This is a genomic window from Peribacillus sp. Hz7 (genome assembly GCF_042136355.1).
In the GTDB taxonomy this organism is placed as follows: Bacteria; Bacillota; Bacilli; order Bacillales; family DSM-1321; genus Peribacillus; species Peribacillus asahii_A.
In genome coordinates this window covers 33,365-49,015 of record NZ_JBHHJV010000007.1, presented here as the reverse complement: position 1 = coordinate 49,015, position 15,651 = coordinate 33,365, and the positions used below count along the sequence as shown (strand labels likewise).

The window sequence follows — 15,651 nt, the reverse complement described above, 5'->3', positions numbered from 1 at the left end:
TATGGTTAAATATGTTAAGAAACATGGAAGCTGATTCTAATATTCTAAAAATCTTGTATGATAGTCTTGTATTAACAAATAGGACAATCGAGGAGGCAAGAGAAATATGAAAAACTTGAAACAATGGTTATTAGTTTTCATGGCATCTTTCATGTTGGTCGGCATTGCCACGGGTTGCAGTAATTCTGATAAAGAAACGGACGAAACAAATACAGAAGAGAATCAAAATGTTGATGAAGGTACAGAAACTGAAGAAGGTAAATAATATGGGAGTGAGGCTGAACGATCATTCGTTCAGCCTCACTTTATAGGTTAGAAAGAATAAAACTCCAATGGAAATCACGAGCCTAGAATATCCGGTACTTTTAATCTGGCAATAATAATGCTATTGATGATATTAATCAAAGCGATCATCGTCATCATAATCATCGAAATCATCATCGATTTCGGCCTTAACTAGTTTAAAGCTACTGTTCAATTTAAGCTCCACTGGAATCCCTTTTAAACTGCCGCGGTAGCCATCACGATCTAATACGTATCCACTTGTCTTTTGGAATGTTTTCTTTTTTCCTTTAAAATTGACGGTCATTTTCTTTTTGCTATCGGAAACAATGGTAGCGGAATATTCAATAGTTCGTTCTGTTTCGATTTCGCGGGCGGTTTTGTTTGATACTTCCATCTCAACGAGAACGCCTTTTTTTAATCGAATCGAATCATCATCAATTTCTGTGTTTTTATTAATTTTGTATGTGGCAGTTCCTCCGAAAGGAAAGGATACTTTAATGCTATTTTTGTTATAAGAAACAACCTTCCCTTGGACTTCGCGAGTGTTAGAGGATACTTGTTCAATTTGTACCTCATCGATTGTTGTGCTTTCATTCGCAATGGCTTCGATTGTTTTGTGAACGTTGGCTTGGTTTTCATTTACTTTAACTAAATTGCCTGTTTCATCCACAGATTGAACATTGGCGAAGAAGTCTTGTGAAGATGCTGTTTGTTCCTTGGCTGATTCTACTCCTGCTACTCCTCCTGCTACGCCCACTCCAGCCATTAGAGCTGTTCCAATGAGGATTTTCTTCCATTTATTTTTCATGCTTAACTCTCCTTTTTCTATTTGATGGTTCTATCATAGACAAGAATTATTAAGTGAATATGAGATAATTATTAGAATTTGATGAGAAGTAGTCAGTGAGGGTTGAAGTTAGCGGTAGTACGGTGCTTTATGATGTCTAAGCAGAGCGAGGGAATTTAAAACAACATGTCATCATATCAATCTCGACATGTATAGTGGAATTAGGCATATATTGGAATAGGTGCCAACCTTCGAGGAAAATAAGCACACTGGGAGGTACAATATGGACGTTTTTGTAAGGCGGGGTGACTCCTTATGGTATTACAGTCAATTGTTCAAGATACCTATTCGTCTTATTCAAGACTCCAATGTAACGCAAGCTAATATGCTTTCGATTGGTCAACGAGTGAAGATTCCAGGCTTTACTACGGTAAATTATCGGATAAAGCAAGGTGATTCTTTATGGAGTATTGCAACGAACCGAAATCTTTCATTAGATGCACTATACCTTGTGAACCCGTCTATTAATCCGAACGCGCTGAACATCGGTCAGATCATTAAGGTGCCGCTGCGTATTACCTGGAGACTTGTACGAGGAGAGCAAAACTATTCTTATGAAACATTGAGGGATGATATAAGGCGATTATCCAGCGTTTATCCGTTTATTCAAACATCCTCCATTGGGAATTCGGTACTTGGTAGAAATATCTCTGAAATTTTAGTCGGAAAAGGCAATAAGCGAGTGCATTATAATGGAGCGTTTCATGCCAATGAATGGATCACAACACCGGTTATTATGACTTTTATTAATGATTATTTGCTGGCGTTAACGAATATGAATACGATACGTGGTGTACAGATGCTGCCTTTATATCAGCAATCTACATTATCGATTGTTCCGATGGTCAATCCTGATGGAGTAAACCTCGTTTTACAAGGTCCACCGTCTACAGAGCCTTATAGAAGCAATGTTATACAATGGAATAGAGGGAGTATGGATTTTTCAGGATGGAAAGCGAATATTCGGGGTGTCGATTTAAATGACCAATTTCCGGCCAAATGGGAATTGGAAAAGGCGCGTAATCCTGATAAGCCAGGACCGAGAGATTATTCTGGTGAAAGACCACTTACAGAACCGGAAGCTGTTGCGATGGCGGATTTGACCAGGAGAAGAGATTTTAGCAGAGTATTAGCGTTCCATACCCAAGGTCAAGTGATTTACTGGGGGTTTGACAATTTGGAGCCTCCTGAATCGGAAGTTATGGTAAATGAGTTTAGTCGAGTGAGCGGGTATGAACCTGTTCAAACAATCGAAAGTTATGCTGGATATAAAGATTGGTTTATCCAGGATTGGAGAAGACCAGGGTTTACAGTGGAATTAGGACAGGGAACGAATCCGCTTCCATTATCACAGTTTCAAGAAATTTATCAAGAATCACTCGGAATATTTTTAGCAGGGTTGTATATGTGATTCACCTGCAATGCTAGAAAAGCTCATCCAAACGGATGGGCTTTTCTAATGATTAACAATGATTCCAATAATATAATTGCTTAGATTAAAATCAGAATATTTAAAGCATTGACTCAAATTAAAGTTATTCATATAATATTATATATAACATCTAATGTCAGGAGATGTAACAAAATCATGTTAATTTTGGATGAGCTATATAATATTGTTGTTTTTGAGGTTTCATCAGATGAATTAATTCGAATTTTAAAAGAGATCAAGAATAAAAAAGAAATAGACATTGATTTGCTTAAATATAAAATCCATATGTTTGAGAAGAAAAAAAGAATTGAAGAAGCTTATTATCAATCTTTATCCACGTTTCGAAAGATTTTTACTGGACGTCCGCCTGGCCATCATCAAGCAGTTGAATACTTAGTGAATGTAAAAGAACGATTTAATGAGATTGAAATGATTAAGCAGAACATTATTACATTAAATAGCATTCTTTCTTTATTGGAAGCAGAACCGAATAAACGGGAAATAGTCTTATCGCCTAGTTTGATAGAAGAAATAAGGAAGTGGCAAGAAAAGGAGGGCAACTAGAGATGACACTGGAAACCTTGAGTTCAGGTTTAGACACAATTTGGGTAGTGTTAACAGCAGCGATGATTCTGTTGATGGAGGGGGGCTTTGCTCTACTAGAGGCAGGCTTTGTTCGATCCAAGAATAGCGTGAATATTATTATGAAAGTGTTCGCTGATATTACGATTGGTACACTTTGCTATTTTTTAATTGGTTTTGGTTTGATGTACGGGGCTAATTTTTTAGGTATTGTGGGAACGAGCGGCTTTTTATTAAAAGGAGATTTATCACATTTAGATTTGAATATTTCAATAGATGCATTTTGGCTATTTCAGGGAGCTTTTGTTATTGCGGTAATTTCTATTGTATCAGGAGCTGTTGCAGAAAGAATTAATTTCCGGGCCTACCTTTTATATGTCGTTCTCATGACGGCCTTTATTTATCCGATTGCTGGTCATTGGGTTTGGGGGGGAGGCTGGTTAAGTGAGTTAGGAATGCAGGATTTTGCCGGCTCTGCGGTCATCCATGCGCTAGGTGGTTTTGCTGCATTGGCAGCAGCAATCCTAATCGGTCCGCGAAAAGGAAAATTCTCTGAGTTTGGTTCTAGTTCTATTGCTTTACCTAGTAATCTACCATTAGTATCGGTCGGCGCATTTTTATTATGGTTCGGATGGTTTGGTTTTAATGCTGGAAGTACATTACAAGCTACGGATGCACGTATTGGGCATATTGCTATTGTGACGATGCTCTCTGCTGCATCAGGAGGAGCTGTCACTCTTCTTTATACATTATTTCGTTATGGACGTTCAGATGCACCATCTGTTATTAATGGCTCTTTAGCCGGTTTGGTCGGAATAACGGCTGGATGTGCCTTTGTAAATGATTATGCAGCTATTATCATCGGTGCTGTTTCGGGGTTATTTATGATGGCTGCAACGAATTGGTTAGAAGCAAGAGGGATTGATGACCCTGTAGGTGCATTTCCTGTACATGCAGTATCAGGGATTTGGGGCACGATAGCGGTAGGTCTATTTGCTACTGAAGGCGGACTTTTTACAGATGGTAGTTGGCACTTATTAGGGGTTCAAATTCTAGGACTAACAGTGTTGTGTACTTGGGGATTTTTATTAACATGGATTGCTTTTAAAACCATTAATATTTGGATTCCGATTCGCTCTACAGATGAAGAGGAAGAGGTAGGATTGGATATTAGTTACCATGGTATACGCGCGACACATGCAGCTAATGAGTTTATTCGAATAGAAGATTATTCTTATCGAGTTGATGTAAAAGAGAAGCAAGATTTGAATGAGAGATATAAATGATACTTGAATGAGCCTCTAATGATTGATAGTTTGATATCTGTTAATCATTAGGGGGCTGTTTTTTGTTATAAATTTATTTTACATATAGGATAAGTAGGATATATACTTATCTGAAATAAACGATTATAATAAACAGGAAAGTTTTATTAGAAAAGCGATTGATGTAGCAGTGTCATTTTTTCGGAAAAGGATGTTGCTGTATTCTTAAATATAGTAAACTGAATGAAAAGGTAAGGTTAACTATCAGATGGTTGATAGAGGTGAGGTAGAACTATTTCTATGAAAAGTGCAAAACTGAAATCGATAATTGTATATTCTATCCTTTTATTGTTATTATTCATCATGCTGAATATGTTTACTTCGATATTAAGTATTAAAAAGTCAGCTGAAAAATCCAGTGCTAACCAAATGTTGGAAGTGGCGAAATCTATAGCCGATCATTTAGATGTAGATACATATAAGCGTTTTCTTGAAAATCCGGTAAAAAAACAGGAGTATTCGGAAATCAAACATTATTTAGATGATGCCAGAAAGAAAACGGGAGCTTTGCATGTATATACACTCGATATTGATAATCCTAAAATATCTAGAGTTATGATTGCGGCGATGCCTAATAACCTAGAGTTTCCGATTGGGGGAGTGTGCACAGTCCCGGAAAAGCAGGTTAAAATGGCTTATGAAGGACGTACGTTTTATACGAGCATTTTAGAAGATCCTGAATATGGGGAGTATTTAACGGTTGGAGCTCCAATAAAGGATGACAAAGATAAAATTATTGGTTACTTAGCCATCGATATTAGTGCGGATGAAATCAATAATATTAGCGGTAAAGTTATAAAAAGCAGCGTGTCAATCTTCGTTTTTAATGGATTGTTTGTCGTTATACTGCTTATCGCGTTTTTAATTATGCATCGATGGTATCAAAATGAAGTACAAACAAAAGTAGGAGATACAGAGGAGACGTATCATTGGGAATTTCAATCATTACTTGCTTCTGTACGTTCTTTACGGCATGATTTTTCCAACCATGTTCAAGTTATCCATGGCCTTCTTAAGTTAGGAGAATCTGAAAAGGCATTAGATTATATAAGTGCTCTTGCTAAAGAAATTCACTCGATTACTTCTATGAATCTAAATGTGAATAATCCTGGATTATCTGTGCTTTTGGAAGTGAAGAGACTAGCTGCCCAAAATTATAATATCGAGACGGAATTTGAGATAGCAGATGACTCATTTGATAGGATTAAAACAACGGATTTAATTAAATTGTTATCCAATGTGATTGATAATGCGATTGAAGCAACAAGTGAGCTTCCTGAGAATGAACGATTTATGCATGTTGCGTGTAAAGTATGTGACTCTAAATATGTATTTGAAGTAAGTAACACAGGACCGATGATTACGGATAAAAATCGAGAGAAGATTTTTAAAAGCGGTTTTTCGACGAAAAAGGTACAAGAGGGAAAAGTAAGAGGGCAAGGATTATTTATCGTGAAAGAATTAGTAACTGAATATCGTGGGGATATTTCTATTCAGTCTAATATAAATGAAACAACTGTTACACTTAGAATTCCGATTCCTAGAAATGGTGAGTCGAGTTAAAGTTAGAGTATCATATAACACAGGGAATAAAAGCACCTCGCAATGAGAAAGTTTTGATTGTGTCAAAATTCTTTCATTGTGAGGTGCTTTTTTGATAAGGCTCTGTTATAGGACGTTGTTGAGCAAGACCTTTCGTAAAAAAAGAAAAATTTTTGAAACCTTTTTTTTTAACCCCCGTATATAGTTATGAAGATGCAAGGCAGCATGAATTTTTCGATGAAATAGGTTAATGAATTAGGAAATAGAGGATTGGAAAAGTATTTTTAGAAATGTAATTTTATAAGTGCTTTTCGTTGCAGGCCTATGAATTGGATGTTATGATTGTTCCGAGTTCACGCTAGCGTGAATGGTTGCGCATCCTAAATATGTAAGGAGTTGAGTGGCTAGTGAGTATTAATCTACAAAAGGGTCAACGTATTGATTTAACTAAAGGAAATGCTGGTTTAAATCAAATTATGGTTGGTTTAGGCTGGGACCCTGTGAATCAATCTTCTCCTAAAGGTGGGGGTCTGTTTGGCGGGCTTTTTGGAGGCGGTGCAAAAACAGTGAATATCGATTGTGACGCGTCTGTTATTTTGCTGCAAAATGACCGAATCGTAAATAAAGGAGATTTAGTTTATTTCGGGAATAAAACAAGCAGCTGCGGCTCTGTTCGTCATTCTGGAGATAATCTTACAGGCGACGGCAGCGGAGATGATGAAGTCATTATGATTGACTTGAAATCTGTTCCAGAACGCTATAATAAGCTTGTTTTTGTCGTGAATATTTATGATTGCGAAGGAAGAAAACAAGATTTTGGCATGATTCAAAACGCTTTTATTCGCATTGTTAATCCACAAACGCAACAGGAATTAACTCGCTTTAACTTAACGGATAACTATGGCGGGTTAACGACTTTAGTGACGGGTGAAATTTATCGCCATAATGGTGAATGGAAGTTTAATGCGATTGGTGACGGGACAAAAGACCGTAATCTGTCAGAAGTTGTCGCGCGATATACTTAATTACATAAATCTATCACAACTTAAGGGTAGAATAAAATTGTCTTTCAATATTATTAACATTTAGGAGGTCATTTAATATGGCAGTAGTTTCTTTACAAAAAGGTCAAAAAGTTGATTTAACAAAATCAAACCCTGGTATCTCTAAAGTTCTAGTTGGTTTAGGGTGGGATACAAATAAATATGATGGCGGACAAGATTTCGATTTAGATACTTCTATCTTCTTATTGGATGCAACTGGTAAAGTGAAAGGCCCAGAAGATTTTGTATTCTATAATAATACAACAGGTGGAAATGGATCAGTTGTTCATGCGGGAGATAACTTAACTGGAGCAGGTGAAGGTGACGATGAGCAAGTGAAGGTAGCGATTAAAGATGTTCCAGCTCATATCGAGAAAATTGCTTTCACTGTTACGATTCATGATGCAGAAGCTCGTAATCAAAACTTCGGTATGGTATCAAATGCGTTCATTCGTATTGTAAATGAAGATACAAATGAAGAACTTATTCGCTATGATCTTGGAGAAGATTTCAGCATTGAAACAGCTATCGTTGTCGGAGAATTATACCGTCATAACGGCGAATGGAAATTCAATGCAATCGGCTCAGGCTACCAAGGCGGTTTAGCTTCTCTATGTAATGATTTTGGATTACAGGTAGGGTAATGAATAGAGGAACAATGAGCATCGCACTCATTGTTCCTTAGTTGTGATTTTTCAAGACTATATTATCAGATAGGAGAGTATAAATCATGGCTATTCAGTTAAGTAAAGGTCAGCGAATTGATTTAACAAAAAACGATCCAACATTACAAAATATCGTGATTGGCTTAGGCTGGGATGTTAAACAGTTTGATGGAGGTCAAGCATACGACCTTGATGCTTCGGCTTTTTTATTAAATGCAGCAGGAAAGTGCCGCAATGAATATGACTTTATTTTCTACAACAATTTACAAAGTCCGGATGGTTCTGTCATTCATACAGGTGATAATAGAACAGGTGAAGGCGATGGAGACGACGAGCAGCTGAAGATTGATTTGGCGAAAGTGCCGAATGATGTAGAGAAAGTAGCGATTGCGGTTACGATTCATGAGGCAGAGGTTCGTTCGCAAAACTTTGGGCAAGTGTCTAATGCATTTGTTAGACTTGTGAATGAAGACACAAACGAGGAAGTGCTTCGCTTCGATTTAGGCGAAGATTTTAGCATTGAAACAGCTGTTGTATTTTGTGAGATTTATAGAAACAAAGGTGAGTGGAAGTTTAGTGCAGTTGGTGCTGGTTACCAAGGCGGATTGCAAGCATTAGTAAATGCATACGGATTAGATGCATAAGTATTCTTAATTTATATAGGGAGTAATCCCATTTTATTTTTTTACGGAGGTTATATTTCTTTTGGACATTATTAATCAGATTTTAAGCACATATGCTTTGTTTTTTGATTGGGGAATGTGGGCAGAAGTTTTAACTGATCCTGTTTCATGGGGATTAATTGGGACATTGATCATTATGGAAGGGTTACTTTCTGCTGATAATGCTCTTGTACTAGCGGTTATGGTCAAGCATCTTCCTGAAAAACAAAGAAAAAAAGCATTGATGTATGGACTAATTGGTGCATACTTCTTTAGATTCTTATTCATCGGTATTGGCGTCTATCTCGTTAAGTTTTGGTTCATTAAAGTATTAGGTGCTGCATATTTAGGCTGGATTTGTTATAGTCATTTCCGCAAAAAAGGAAATGACGATGGTGAGGCAAAAGAGTTTAATAAAAATAGTTGGTTAGTTCGTACGTTCGGCGTATTTTGGGCAACTGTTATTATGGTAGAAATGATGGATATTGCTTTTTCTGCAGACTCCATTCTAGCTGCATTTGCTATTTCGGATCAAGTATGGGTTCTTCTTCTCGGTGGAATGATTGGTATTTTATTAATGCGTACAGTAGCTAGATTCTTCTTAGTATTAATTGATAAAATTCCTGAGCTGGAGAATACAGCGTTCATTTTGATCGGAATTATTGCTGCTAAAATGATGGCAAGCGTGTTTGGCTTCCATTTGCCGCATGAAGTGTTTTTTGCCATTATTGTTCTAGCATTTGCTATTACGATTATCATTCATAAAAAAAATGCTGGAGTAGTAAAAGAAGAAACGGCTGTTTCAAAAGAAGAATAAAGGAAGACTTCCATTAATGGGAAATTATTGCCCGTTAAGTGTGGGATGAATATTTCTAGATGGCTACTGTTTCAGCAGTAGCCATCCTTTTATATAGGAAGGAAGTAGATTTCATTGTGAAACATTTTGAGGTTGAATCGGCCAAAAGAAAAATAGAAATCTTTTATAAAGAACCGGAGCCCTTTACTAAATATACAGAACGGGAAATGCTAGCTTATGCGCTAGGTGCTACTTTGTATATGCCGGCTCTTAGAGAGAGCATTGCAGATGAGCTAGTGACAAAGAAGTATAGGGAGCTTACTTCTGTCGTCATTGATTTAGAAGATGCTGTTGGTGATAGTCGACTAGAGGAAGCGGAGCAAATGCTTATTCAGCATATTTCAAACATTAATCGAGCTGTAGAAGAACAAAAAGTATTGGTAGAAGAGTTGCCTCTTATTTTTATTCGAGTGAGAAGCCCGCAGCAAATGAAGAGGATGACGCAACAATTAGGACGGCTTCAGCGTGTATTGACGGGATATGTATTTCCGAAGTTTTCGTATGAAGCTGGGAAAGACTATTTAGAGATTTTAAAGAACAATAATTCAGAAGATATTGTTTTGTATGGTATGCCAGTGTTAGAGACAGCAGACATTGTGTATAAAGAAACGAGAATCTCAACGCTAAACAAAATTAAAGAGCTATTAGAAGCTTATCAAGCTTATATATTAAATATTCGAATTGGAGCCACAGATTTTTGCGGATTATACGGTATTAGAAGAAAGGTAAATACAAGCATTTATGATGTTCTAGTCATTCGCGATTGTTTAACAGATATTATGAATCTATTTAATCGAAATGGCAGCGGATTCGTTCTTTCAGGCCCAGTGTGGGAGTTCTTTTCTAATAATCAAAGCAGTAATCCGTATCTAGATGGCTTAATGAATGAAGTGATGCTGGATCAATTGAATGGTTTTGTTGGTAAAACGGTCATTCATCCGACACATATTAAGCCAGTTCATTCATTATATGTTGTTAGTCATGAGGATTATCTTGATGCAACCAGCATACTAGATTATAACGATGGTCAAGTAGGAGTCGTAAAAAGTGAGTACGCTAATAAAATGAATGAAATGAAACCGCACTTTTCTTGGGCGAAACGAATTTTGCTACAAGCAAAAGTATTTGGTGTATATAACAAAGGCCAAACGTTTACTCATTTAATGGAAGAAGAAAAACAATTTAATGAAGGAGCAAAGAAATGGTAGAAACGATCGCTTCTAAAGAAGTATATCATATTATGGATGGTTTAACGGTTGAAGTGAATGTATTGCAAAATCCATATCAATTTGAATTATCTCAATTGTTTCAAATGGCAACGCGGATTAATAAACGGAGAAGCTTTCTATTTGTTAGCAAAGTATTAGGTAAACATTTAGCGGTGGGTCCTAATATTCCATTAGTGGTAGGGAAGCTGCTCGCCATGCGCTATGTAGAACTTGTGCATGGGGTGAAGGATCCGCGCATGCAATCAGTTGTTCATGCTCTGCAGACCAAAAGCCGTCTTTCAGAAGTACTAGCAGATATTGAACGTCAGCCTATTTTGTTAGATCAGCCGCTTACCGTGATGGGATTTGCTGAAACTGCAACAGCTTTAGGTCATGCGGTATTTAGCGCATTTGGAGAACAGGCAAAGTATATTCATACGACAAGAGAACAGATTCAAGAATTAACGTCTGTTATTAATTTTGAGGAAGAACATTCACATGCAACGAGTCATAGGGTGTATGCCTCGGATTCCACCTTTTTTGATGATGATAGTGAAGTCGTACTCGTTGATGATGAAATTACGACAGGAAAAACAGCTATTAATATTATTCGAACAATGAAAGAGCAGTATCCTCAGAAAACACGATTTACTGTTGTGTCTATTTTAGATTGGAGATCACAGGAGCATCGAGAAAGATATGAGCAATTAGAAGAAGAGTTGAATATTACGATTCATACCGTGGCTTTATTAGATGGAATGATTACAGTCTCTGGAGAACCGGTTTTAAGTAAAGAGAATCAGTCCATTCATTCTTCATATCTTGAACCAACCGCTTCCTTCCTCTCTTCTGATAACGATGTAAAAACGAGTGAGATAAAAGGAATAACATCTATTTCCACTGATGGAACAGTTAATCGTTCCCCTTATTTATTGGCGACAGGAAGATTCGGATTGACGAGAGCGGAGGAATCTCTCTATTCAAACGAGTTAAAAGCCGTTGCAGAATACGTGAAAAAACAGCGGAAAGGGAGCCGCACGTTAGTTATTGGCACGGGAGAATTTATGTATGTTCCTATGAAAATAGCTGCTCAGTTAGGGGAAGATGTGTTTTTTCAATCTACAACCCGCAGTCCGATTTATCAGAGGGATATAGAATCATATACCATTCAACAGAAATTCACATTTGATAGTCCAGAAAATACAGGAACAACGAATTTTCTATACAATATTAAACAAAATCAATATGATGAGCTCATCATTTTAGTCGAACGCATGCATTCCGAAGACGATATACGAAGCTTGGTAGAAGAGCTTAAACGAACGAATATTACTACGATTACAGTGGTAATGATGACAGACATCTGCTCGTAATTGCTTAAGGAGGGAAGCGAATGGTACAAGCGGGAGTTCGACCGAATCGAATAGGGAGTTATAGTGTAGACGATGTTGTTTTTTTATTGCGAGATATTAGTAAGTATCAGTTAGAGATAAAAACAGAAGAAAGGGAGGCGCTTATTCAATCCGGCACCCATTATTCTGAAATGCTGCCAATGGAGTACCAGCCGGATGAGCAGTATATTTCCTTATTCCATCGTACATTGAATCACTATTCGAAACGGATTGCGATAGCCATTGGAGTTGTAGCAGAACAAATTAAAGAAAAACGTGGATTGAACAATTTAGTTTTAGTCAGTTTAGCAAGAGCAGGGACACCTATTGGCGTATTAGTGAAACGCTATTTCAAAGCTATCCATCAAGTAGAGATTCCTCATTACTCGATTTCGATTATTAGAGGGAGAGGGATTGATGAGACAGCGATTGATTATATATTTGCTCATCATGCAGCAGCTGATATTCAATTTATAGATGGCTGGACGGGAAAAGGGGCCATTACAAAAGAATTGAAGGGTGCATGTCAGAAGTATAATGCTGCACATTCGAACCAATTGAATGCTAGTCTTGCTGTGTTGGCTGATCCTGGGCATTGCGTCGATATATACGGAACAAGAGAGGATTTCTTAATCCCTTCGGCTTGTTTAAATTCTACTGTATCAGGACTTGTCAGCCGAACGGTATGGAATGAGTCGTTTATGGAAAAAGGAGATTTTCATGGAGCGAAGTTTTATCAAGAACTGAAAGATGTGGATGTGTCCAACTTATATGTAGATTGTATTGCTGCGGAATTTGCTCATGTAATAGAAGATATTCAACAAAGGTTAGTAGAATTAGCGAATGAAGACCAAACACCATCTTGGAAAGGTGCTCAGTCTGTGGAACGTATTCAAGAAATATTCTCTATCAAGAATTCGAATTTCGTAAAGCCGGGGGTAGGAGAAACGACAAGGGTGCTGCTTCGGAGAGTGCCTTGGAAAATTCTTATCAACCCTTATTATTCGAATGATTTAACGCATATTTTATTGTTAGCCAAAGATAAAAATGTTCAGGTAGAAGAATTTGCAGACATGTCATATTCTTGCTGTGGCATTATTAAAGAATTATAAGGAGATATCGGATGATACTATTTACTTCTGATTTAGATCGAACGTTAATCTATTCTGAAAGAATGATGACTGAGTATCCTATAGAAAGCGAAACGGCTTGTGTAGAAATGATGGATGAGCGTTCTATTACTTTTATGTCTTATCAATCCATTAAACTATTGAACACATTTCATGAGAATCATTTGTTTGTTCCGGTTACAACAAGAGCCTTGCATCTGTATAAAAGAATTCATCTTTTTCAGAACGACATTAAGCCCCCATTTGCAGTAACGAGTAATGGTGGTACAATCCTTATAGACGGAGCCGTTGATCAAGATTGGCATCAAGAGCTCTATGCAAGAATTGTGAGGACTTCTTTGCCAAAGGAAGATATGCTGCAAGCCTTTGCTGCCATTAGGCATGAATCATGGGTGTTGCGAGAGTCGTATGTCGACGGCCTTTTCTATGTATTTCAGATTGTTAAAGAAGCAGTTCCTTACGATGAGCTAGCGGCTTTTGAAGTAGAATTACAGAAGATAGGCTGGAGAACATTTTTACATGGAAGAAAGTTATACATCCTTCCTCAACAAGTAGATAAGGCCTTTGCTGTTCAAAGAGTAAAAGAGTATATCGATGATTATGATGTACATGTTGCGGCAGGCGATTCTTTCATGGATTATTTGATGATGAAAGAAGCCGATATTGGCTATAGTCCGTTACATGGAGAAATATTTGAGACGATGCCCAACGCTCCGAAAGTAACGTGGTTAAACGGACGAGGGGTGGCTTTTACCGAGGAGCTGCTTATGAAGCTTCTGGAGAGTAAGACAACATTAATTAGGTGATAACAGATGGGAAAAATTAGTTTAGCAAAACCCGATTTAGATAAGCTGCCGATTATGGGCTCAGCGGATGCCTGTAAATTATGGGGAATAGATAGCTCCACGTTAAGAAAAAGGATAGATCAATTTCCTAAAGGGACCATTAAGAAAATGGGAAGAGATTGGATTGTGACGAAAGATGGTATGGCGTATGTATTTGGTACGTTAGAAGAAAGAAAATTAAAGAGAGAATAGTAAAGCATTTGGACTTATATGGATAGTAAATATTTATAGAAAAGTAGGTGACTCAAGAGAGAATGGGAGTCACCACTTCTTTTTTACAGAATCTATGTTTAATAATCATGTAGATAAAGTGAAACTTCGATCAGTGGGGGTCTGCCCGTTAAGTGCGGGGGAAAAAGCGATAGCGTCTTAATAACAAGCTTGTTGCATGAATGAAGTTTATTGTCGCTGTAGTATTTATAATGGAAGTGAAAACAGATGAGAATCAATAAGTATATTAGCGAGACAGGCTACTGTTCAAGGCGGGAAACAGATCGTTTGATTGAAGCGAAGAGAATTACGATTAATGGTGTGATTTGTGAACCCGGAGTGACGGTTAGTCCTGGTGATGTTGTTTTTATTGATGGAAAAAGTATTCCTAAGAAAGCCGAACCTGTCTATATTGCTCTAAATAAACCGGTTGGAATTACATGTACGGCAGCCAAACATGTAGAAGGCAACATCATGGATTTTGTAAATTACCCTTCGCGTATCTTTCCGATTGGCAGATTAGATAAAGCATCTGAAGGGTTGATTTTATTAACCAATGATGGGGACATCGTTAATAGGATAATGCGTTCAGAGAATGGGCATGAGAAGGAATATGTAGTAACAGTAGATAAGCCTATTACGGAAAAGTTTATTCAAGATATGTCTAATGGAGTAGAGATTCTTAGAACAAAGACAAAGCCATGTCATGTTTTTCGGATAAATGATTATCAATTTCGGATTATTTTAACGCAAGGATTAAATCGACAAATTAGACGAATGAGTAAAGCACTTGGTTATAAAGTGGTTCGTCTTGAGCGGATTAGAATTATGAACATTCATGTAGATGGCATAGAAGAAGGGGAATGGCGAGATCTGACGGATGAAGAATTATACACGCTTCTATCGCAGTTAAAGGAAAGTGCTACTTGAGTATACATTTTGTTTGCATCACTTATGAAATACTTCTCTTAAATAGCGTTGTTGATTTTGGCTCATTTAAGCTTATCCTCCAAGAAACGAAGGAGAAAGCTCGCTTTCTCTCTCGTTTCTTGGAGGATAAGCAACCTTTCAGCTCTGCTGAAAGGTGTGTGAAACCGCGGTTTCACACAAATGAGCCAAAAATCGTATAAATTAACAATATTCATTAACATAGCCCATGAAATAAAACAGCAGCAAAAGCGATTAAACTTTTGCTGCTAATTAGTATTAGAATCCATCTTGTGCACTAAATGGAATGTTCAAGCGGTTTTCAACGGCACGTAGACGTTGATTTAATCGGTTTAATCGGCGATTTTGACGCTCATCACTCTGGCTAAGACGAGTAACTTCACGATTAATACGTGTAATTTCTCGGTTCAAGCGATTGATTTCTCGTGATTGCTGTTCATCTCTTCTTTCTAATTCCCGTAATCTTCTTTCGATACCTTGAGCTTGGGGTGGTTGACGATCTATTTCATATTCATATATATCCGATTCAACTTGATCTAGTTCATACATCGTTGATTCCATGCGTTCTGTTTCATAAAGGTCTGGTTGTGGAATATTGGGTTGCGAGGCATATGGATAATTTGGATAAGACCTATCCGGTTCAACTTGATCTAGTTCATACATCGTTGATTCCATGCGTT

At 37.4% G+C, this 15,651-nt stretch carries 17 protein-coding genes; 15 read left to right on the top strand and 2 right to left on the bottom strand.

From position 1 onward, the window contains the following. Positions 1-106: 106 nt before the first annotated feature. The gene (locus ACE199_RS11560; protein ID WP_375349925.1) at positions 107-265 is read left to right on the top strand and encodes a hypothetical protein; all 159 of its coding nucleotides are present in this window, start codon (positions 107-109) and stop codon (positions 263-265) included. Between the two features lie 132 nt (positions 266-397). On the opposite strand, the gene ACE199_RS11555 is transcribed toward ACE199_RS11560, so the two are convergent. After that, the gene (locus ACE199_RS11555; RefSeq protein WP_375349923.1) at positions 398-1,093 is read right to left on the bottom strand and encodes a hypothetical protein; all 696 of its coding nucleotides are present in this window, start codon (positions 1,091-1,093) and stop codon (positions 398-400) included. A 262-nt stretch (positions 1,094-1,355) separates the two neighbouring features. Between ACE199_RS11555 and ACE199_RS11550 the strand changes: the two genes are divergently transcribed. The 14 genes from ACE199_RS11550 to ACE199_RS11485 all read left to right on the top strand — a co-directional run bounded on the left by ACE199_RS11550 (position 1,356) and on the right by ACE199_RS11485 (position 14,953). Continuing rightward, on the top strand, positions 1,356-2,543 hold the full coding sequence (locus tag ACE199_RS11550; RefSeq protein ID WP_375349921.1) for a M14 family metallopeptidase: 1,188 nt from the start codon (positions 1,356-1,358) through the stop codon (positions 2,541-2,543). Positions 2,544-2,720: 177 nt separating this feature from the next. After that, positions 2,721-3,128, top strand: coding sequence for a hypothetical protein (locus ACE199_RS11545; RefSeq protein WP_375349920.1), 408 nt, complete (start codon positions 2,721-2,723; stop codon positions 3,126-3,128). A gap of 2 nt (positions 3,129-3,130) precedes the next feature. Then, complete coding sequence (locus tag ACE199_RS11540; protein ID WP_375349918.1) at positions 3,131-4,432, top strand: ammonium transporter; 1,302 nt, start codon at positions 3,131-3,133, stop codon at positions 4,430-4,432. A 279-nt stretch (positions 4,433-4,711) separates the two neighbouring features. Beyond that, the gene (locus ACE199_RS11535) at positions 4,712-6,034 is read left to right on the top strand and encodes a sensor histidine kinase (RefSeq protein ID WP_375349916.1); all 1,323 of its coding nucleotides are present in this window, start codon (positions 4,712-4,714) and stop codon (positions 6,032-6,034) included. Positions 6,035-6,420: 386 nt separating this feature from the next. Next, entirely contained in the window at positions 6,421-7,038 is a 618-nt protein-coding gene (locus ACE199_RS11530; protein ID WP_375349914.1) for a TerD family protein, read from the top strand. A gap of 77 nt (positions 7,039-7,115) precedes the next feature. Then, entirely contained in the window at positions 7,116-7,700 is a 585-nt protein-coding gene (locus ACE199_RS11525; protein ID WP_127759060.1) for a TerD family protein, read from the top strand. An 86-nt stretch (positions 7,701-7,786) separates the two neighbouring features. After that, on the top strand, positions 7,787-8,365 hold the full coding sequence (locus ACE199_RS11520; protein ID WP_375349912.1) for a TerD family protein: 579 nt from the start codon (positions 7,787-7,789) through the stop codon (positions 8,363-8,365). A gap of 61 nt (positions 8,366-8,426) precedes the next feature. Beyond that, entirely contained in the window at positions 8,427-9,200 is a 774-nt protein-coding gene (locus tag ACE199_RS11515) for a TerC family protein (RefSeq protein WP_375349910.1), read from the top strand. Positions 9,201-9,259: 59 nt separating this feature from the next. Next, complete coding sequence (locus tag ACE199_RS11510; protein WP_375349908.1) at positions 9,260-10,447, top strand: HpcH/HpaI aldolase/citrate lyase family protein; 1,188 nt, start codon at positions 9,260-9,262, stop codon at positions 10,445-10,447. After that, positions 10,441-11,820 carry a phosphoribosyltransferase family protein gene (locus tag ACE199_RS11505; protein ID WP_375349906.1) on the top strand — a complete coding sequence of 460 codons (1,380 nt, stop codon included), beginning with the start codon at positions 10,441-10,443 and terminating at the stop codon, positions 11,818-11,820. The genes ACE199_RS11510 and ACE199_RS11505 overlap by 7 nt, the downstream gene beginning before the upstream one ends. A gap of 20 nt (positions 11,821-11,840) precedes the next feature. Next, positions 11,841-12,950, top strand: coding sequence for a cysteine protease StiP family protein (locus ACE199_RS11500; RefSeq protein WP_375349904.1), 1,110 nt, complete (start codon positions 11,841-11,843; stop codon positions 12,948-12,950). Positions 12,951-12,961: 11 nt separating this feature from the next. Beyond that, complete coding sequence (locus ACE199_RS11495) at positions 12,962-13,774, top strand: HAD family hydrolase (protein ID WP_375349902.1); 813 nt, start codon at positions 12,962-12,964, stop codon at positions 13,772-13,774. A 6-nt stretch (positions 13,775-13,780) separates the two neighbouring features. After that, on the top strand, positions 13,781-14,005 hold the full coding sequence (locus ACE199_RS11490) for a helix-turn-helix domain-containing protein (RefSeq protein ID WP_127759067.1): 225 nt from the start codon (positions 13,781-13,783) through the stop codon (positions 14,003-14,005). A gap of 246 nt (positions 14,006-14,251) precedes the next feature. Next, the gene (locus tag ACE199_RS11485; protein ID WP_375349900.1) at positions 14,252-14,953 is read left to right on the top strand and encodes a pseudouridine synthase; all 702 of its coding nucleotides are present in this window, start codon (positions 14,252-14,254) and stop codon (positions 14,951-14,953) included. Positions 14,954-15,229: 276 nt separating this feature from the next. Here the strand turns inward: ACE199_RS11485 and ACE199_RS11480 are convergent, their stop codons facing one another. Then, positions 15,230-15,634, bottom strand: coding sequence for a hypothetical protein (locus ACE199_RS11480; RefSeq protein ID WP_375350048.1), 405 nt, complete (start codon positions 15,632-15,634; stop codon positions 15,230-15,232). Positions 15,635-15,651: the final 17 nt, after the last annotated feature.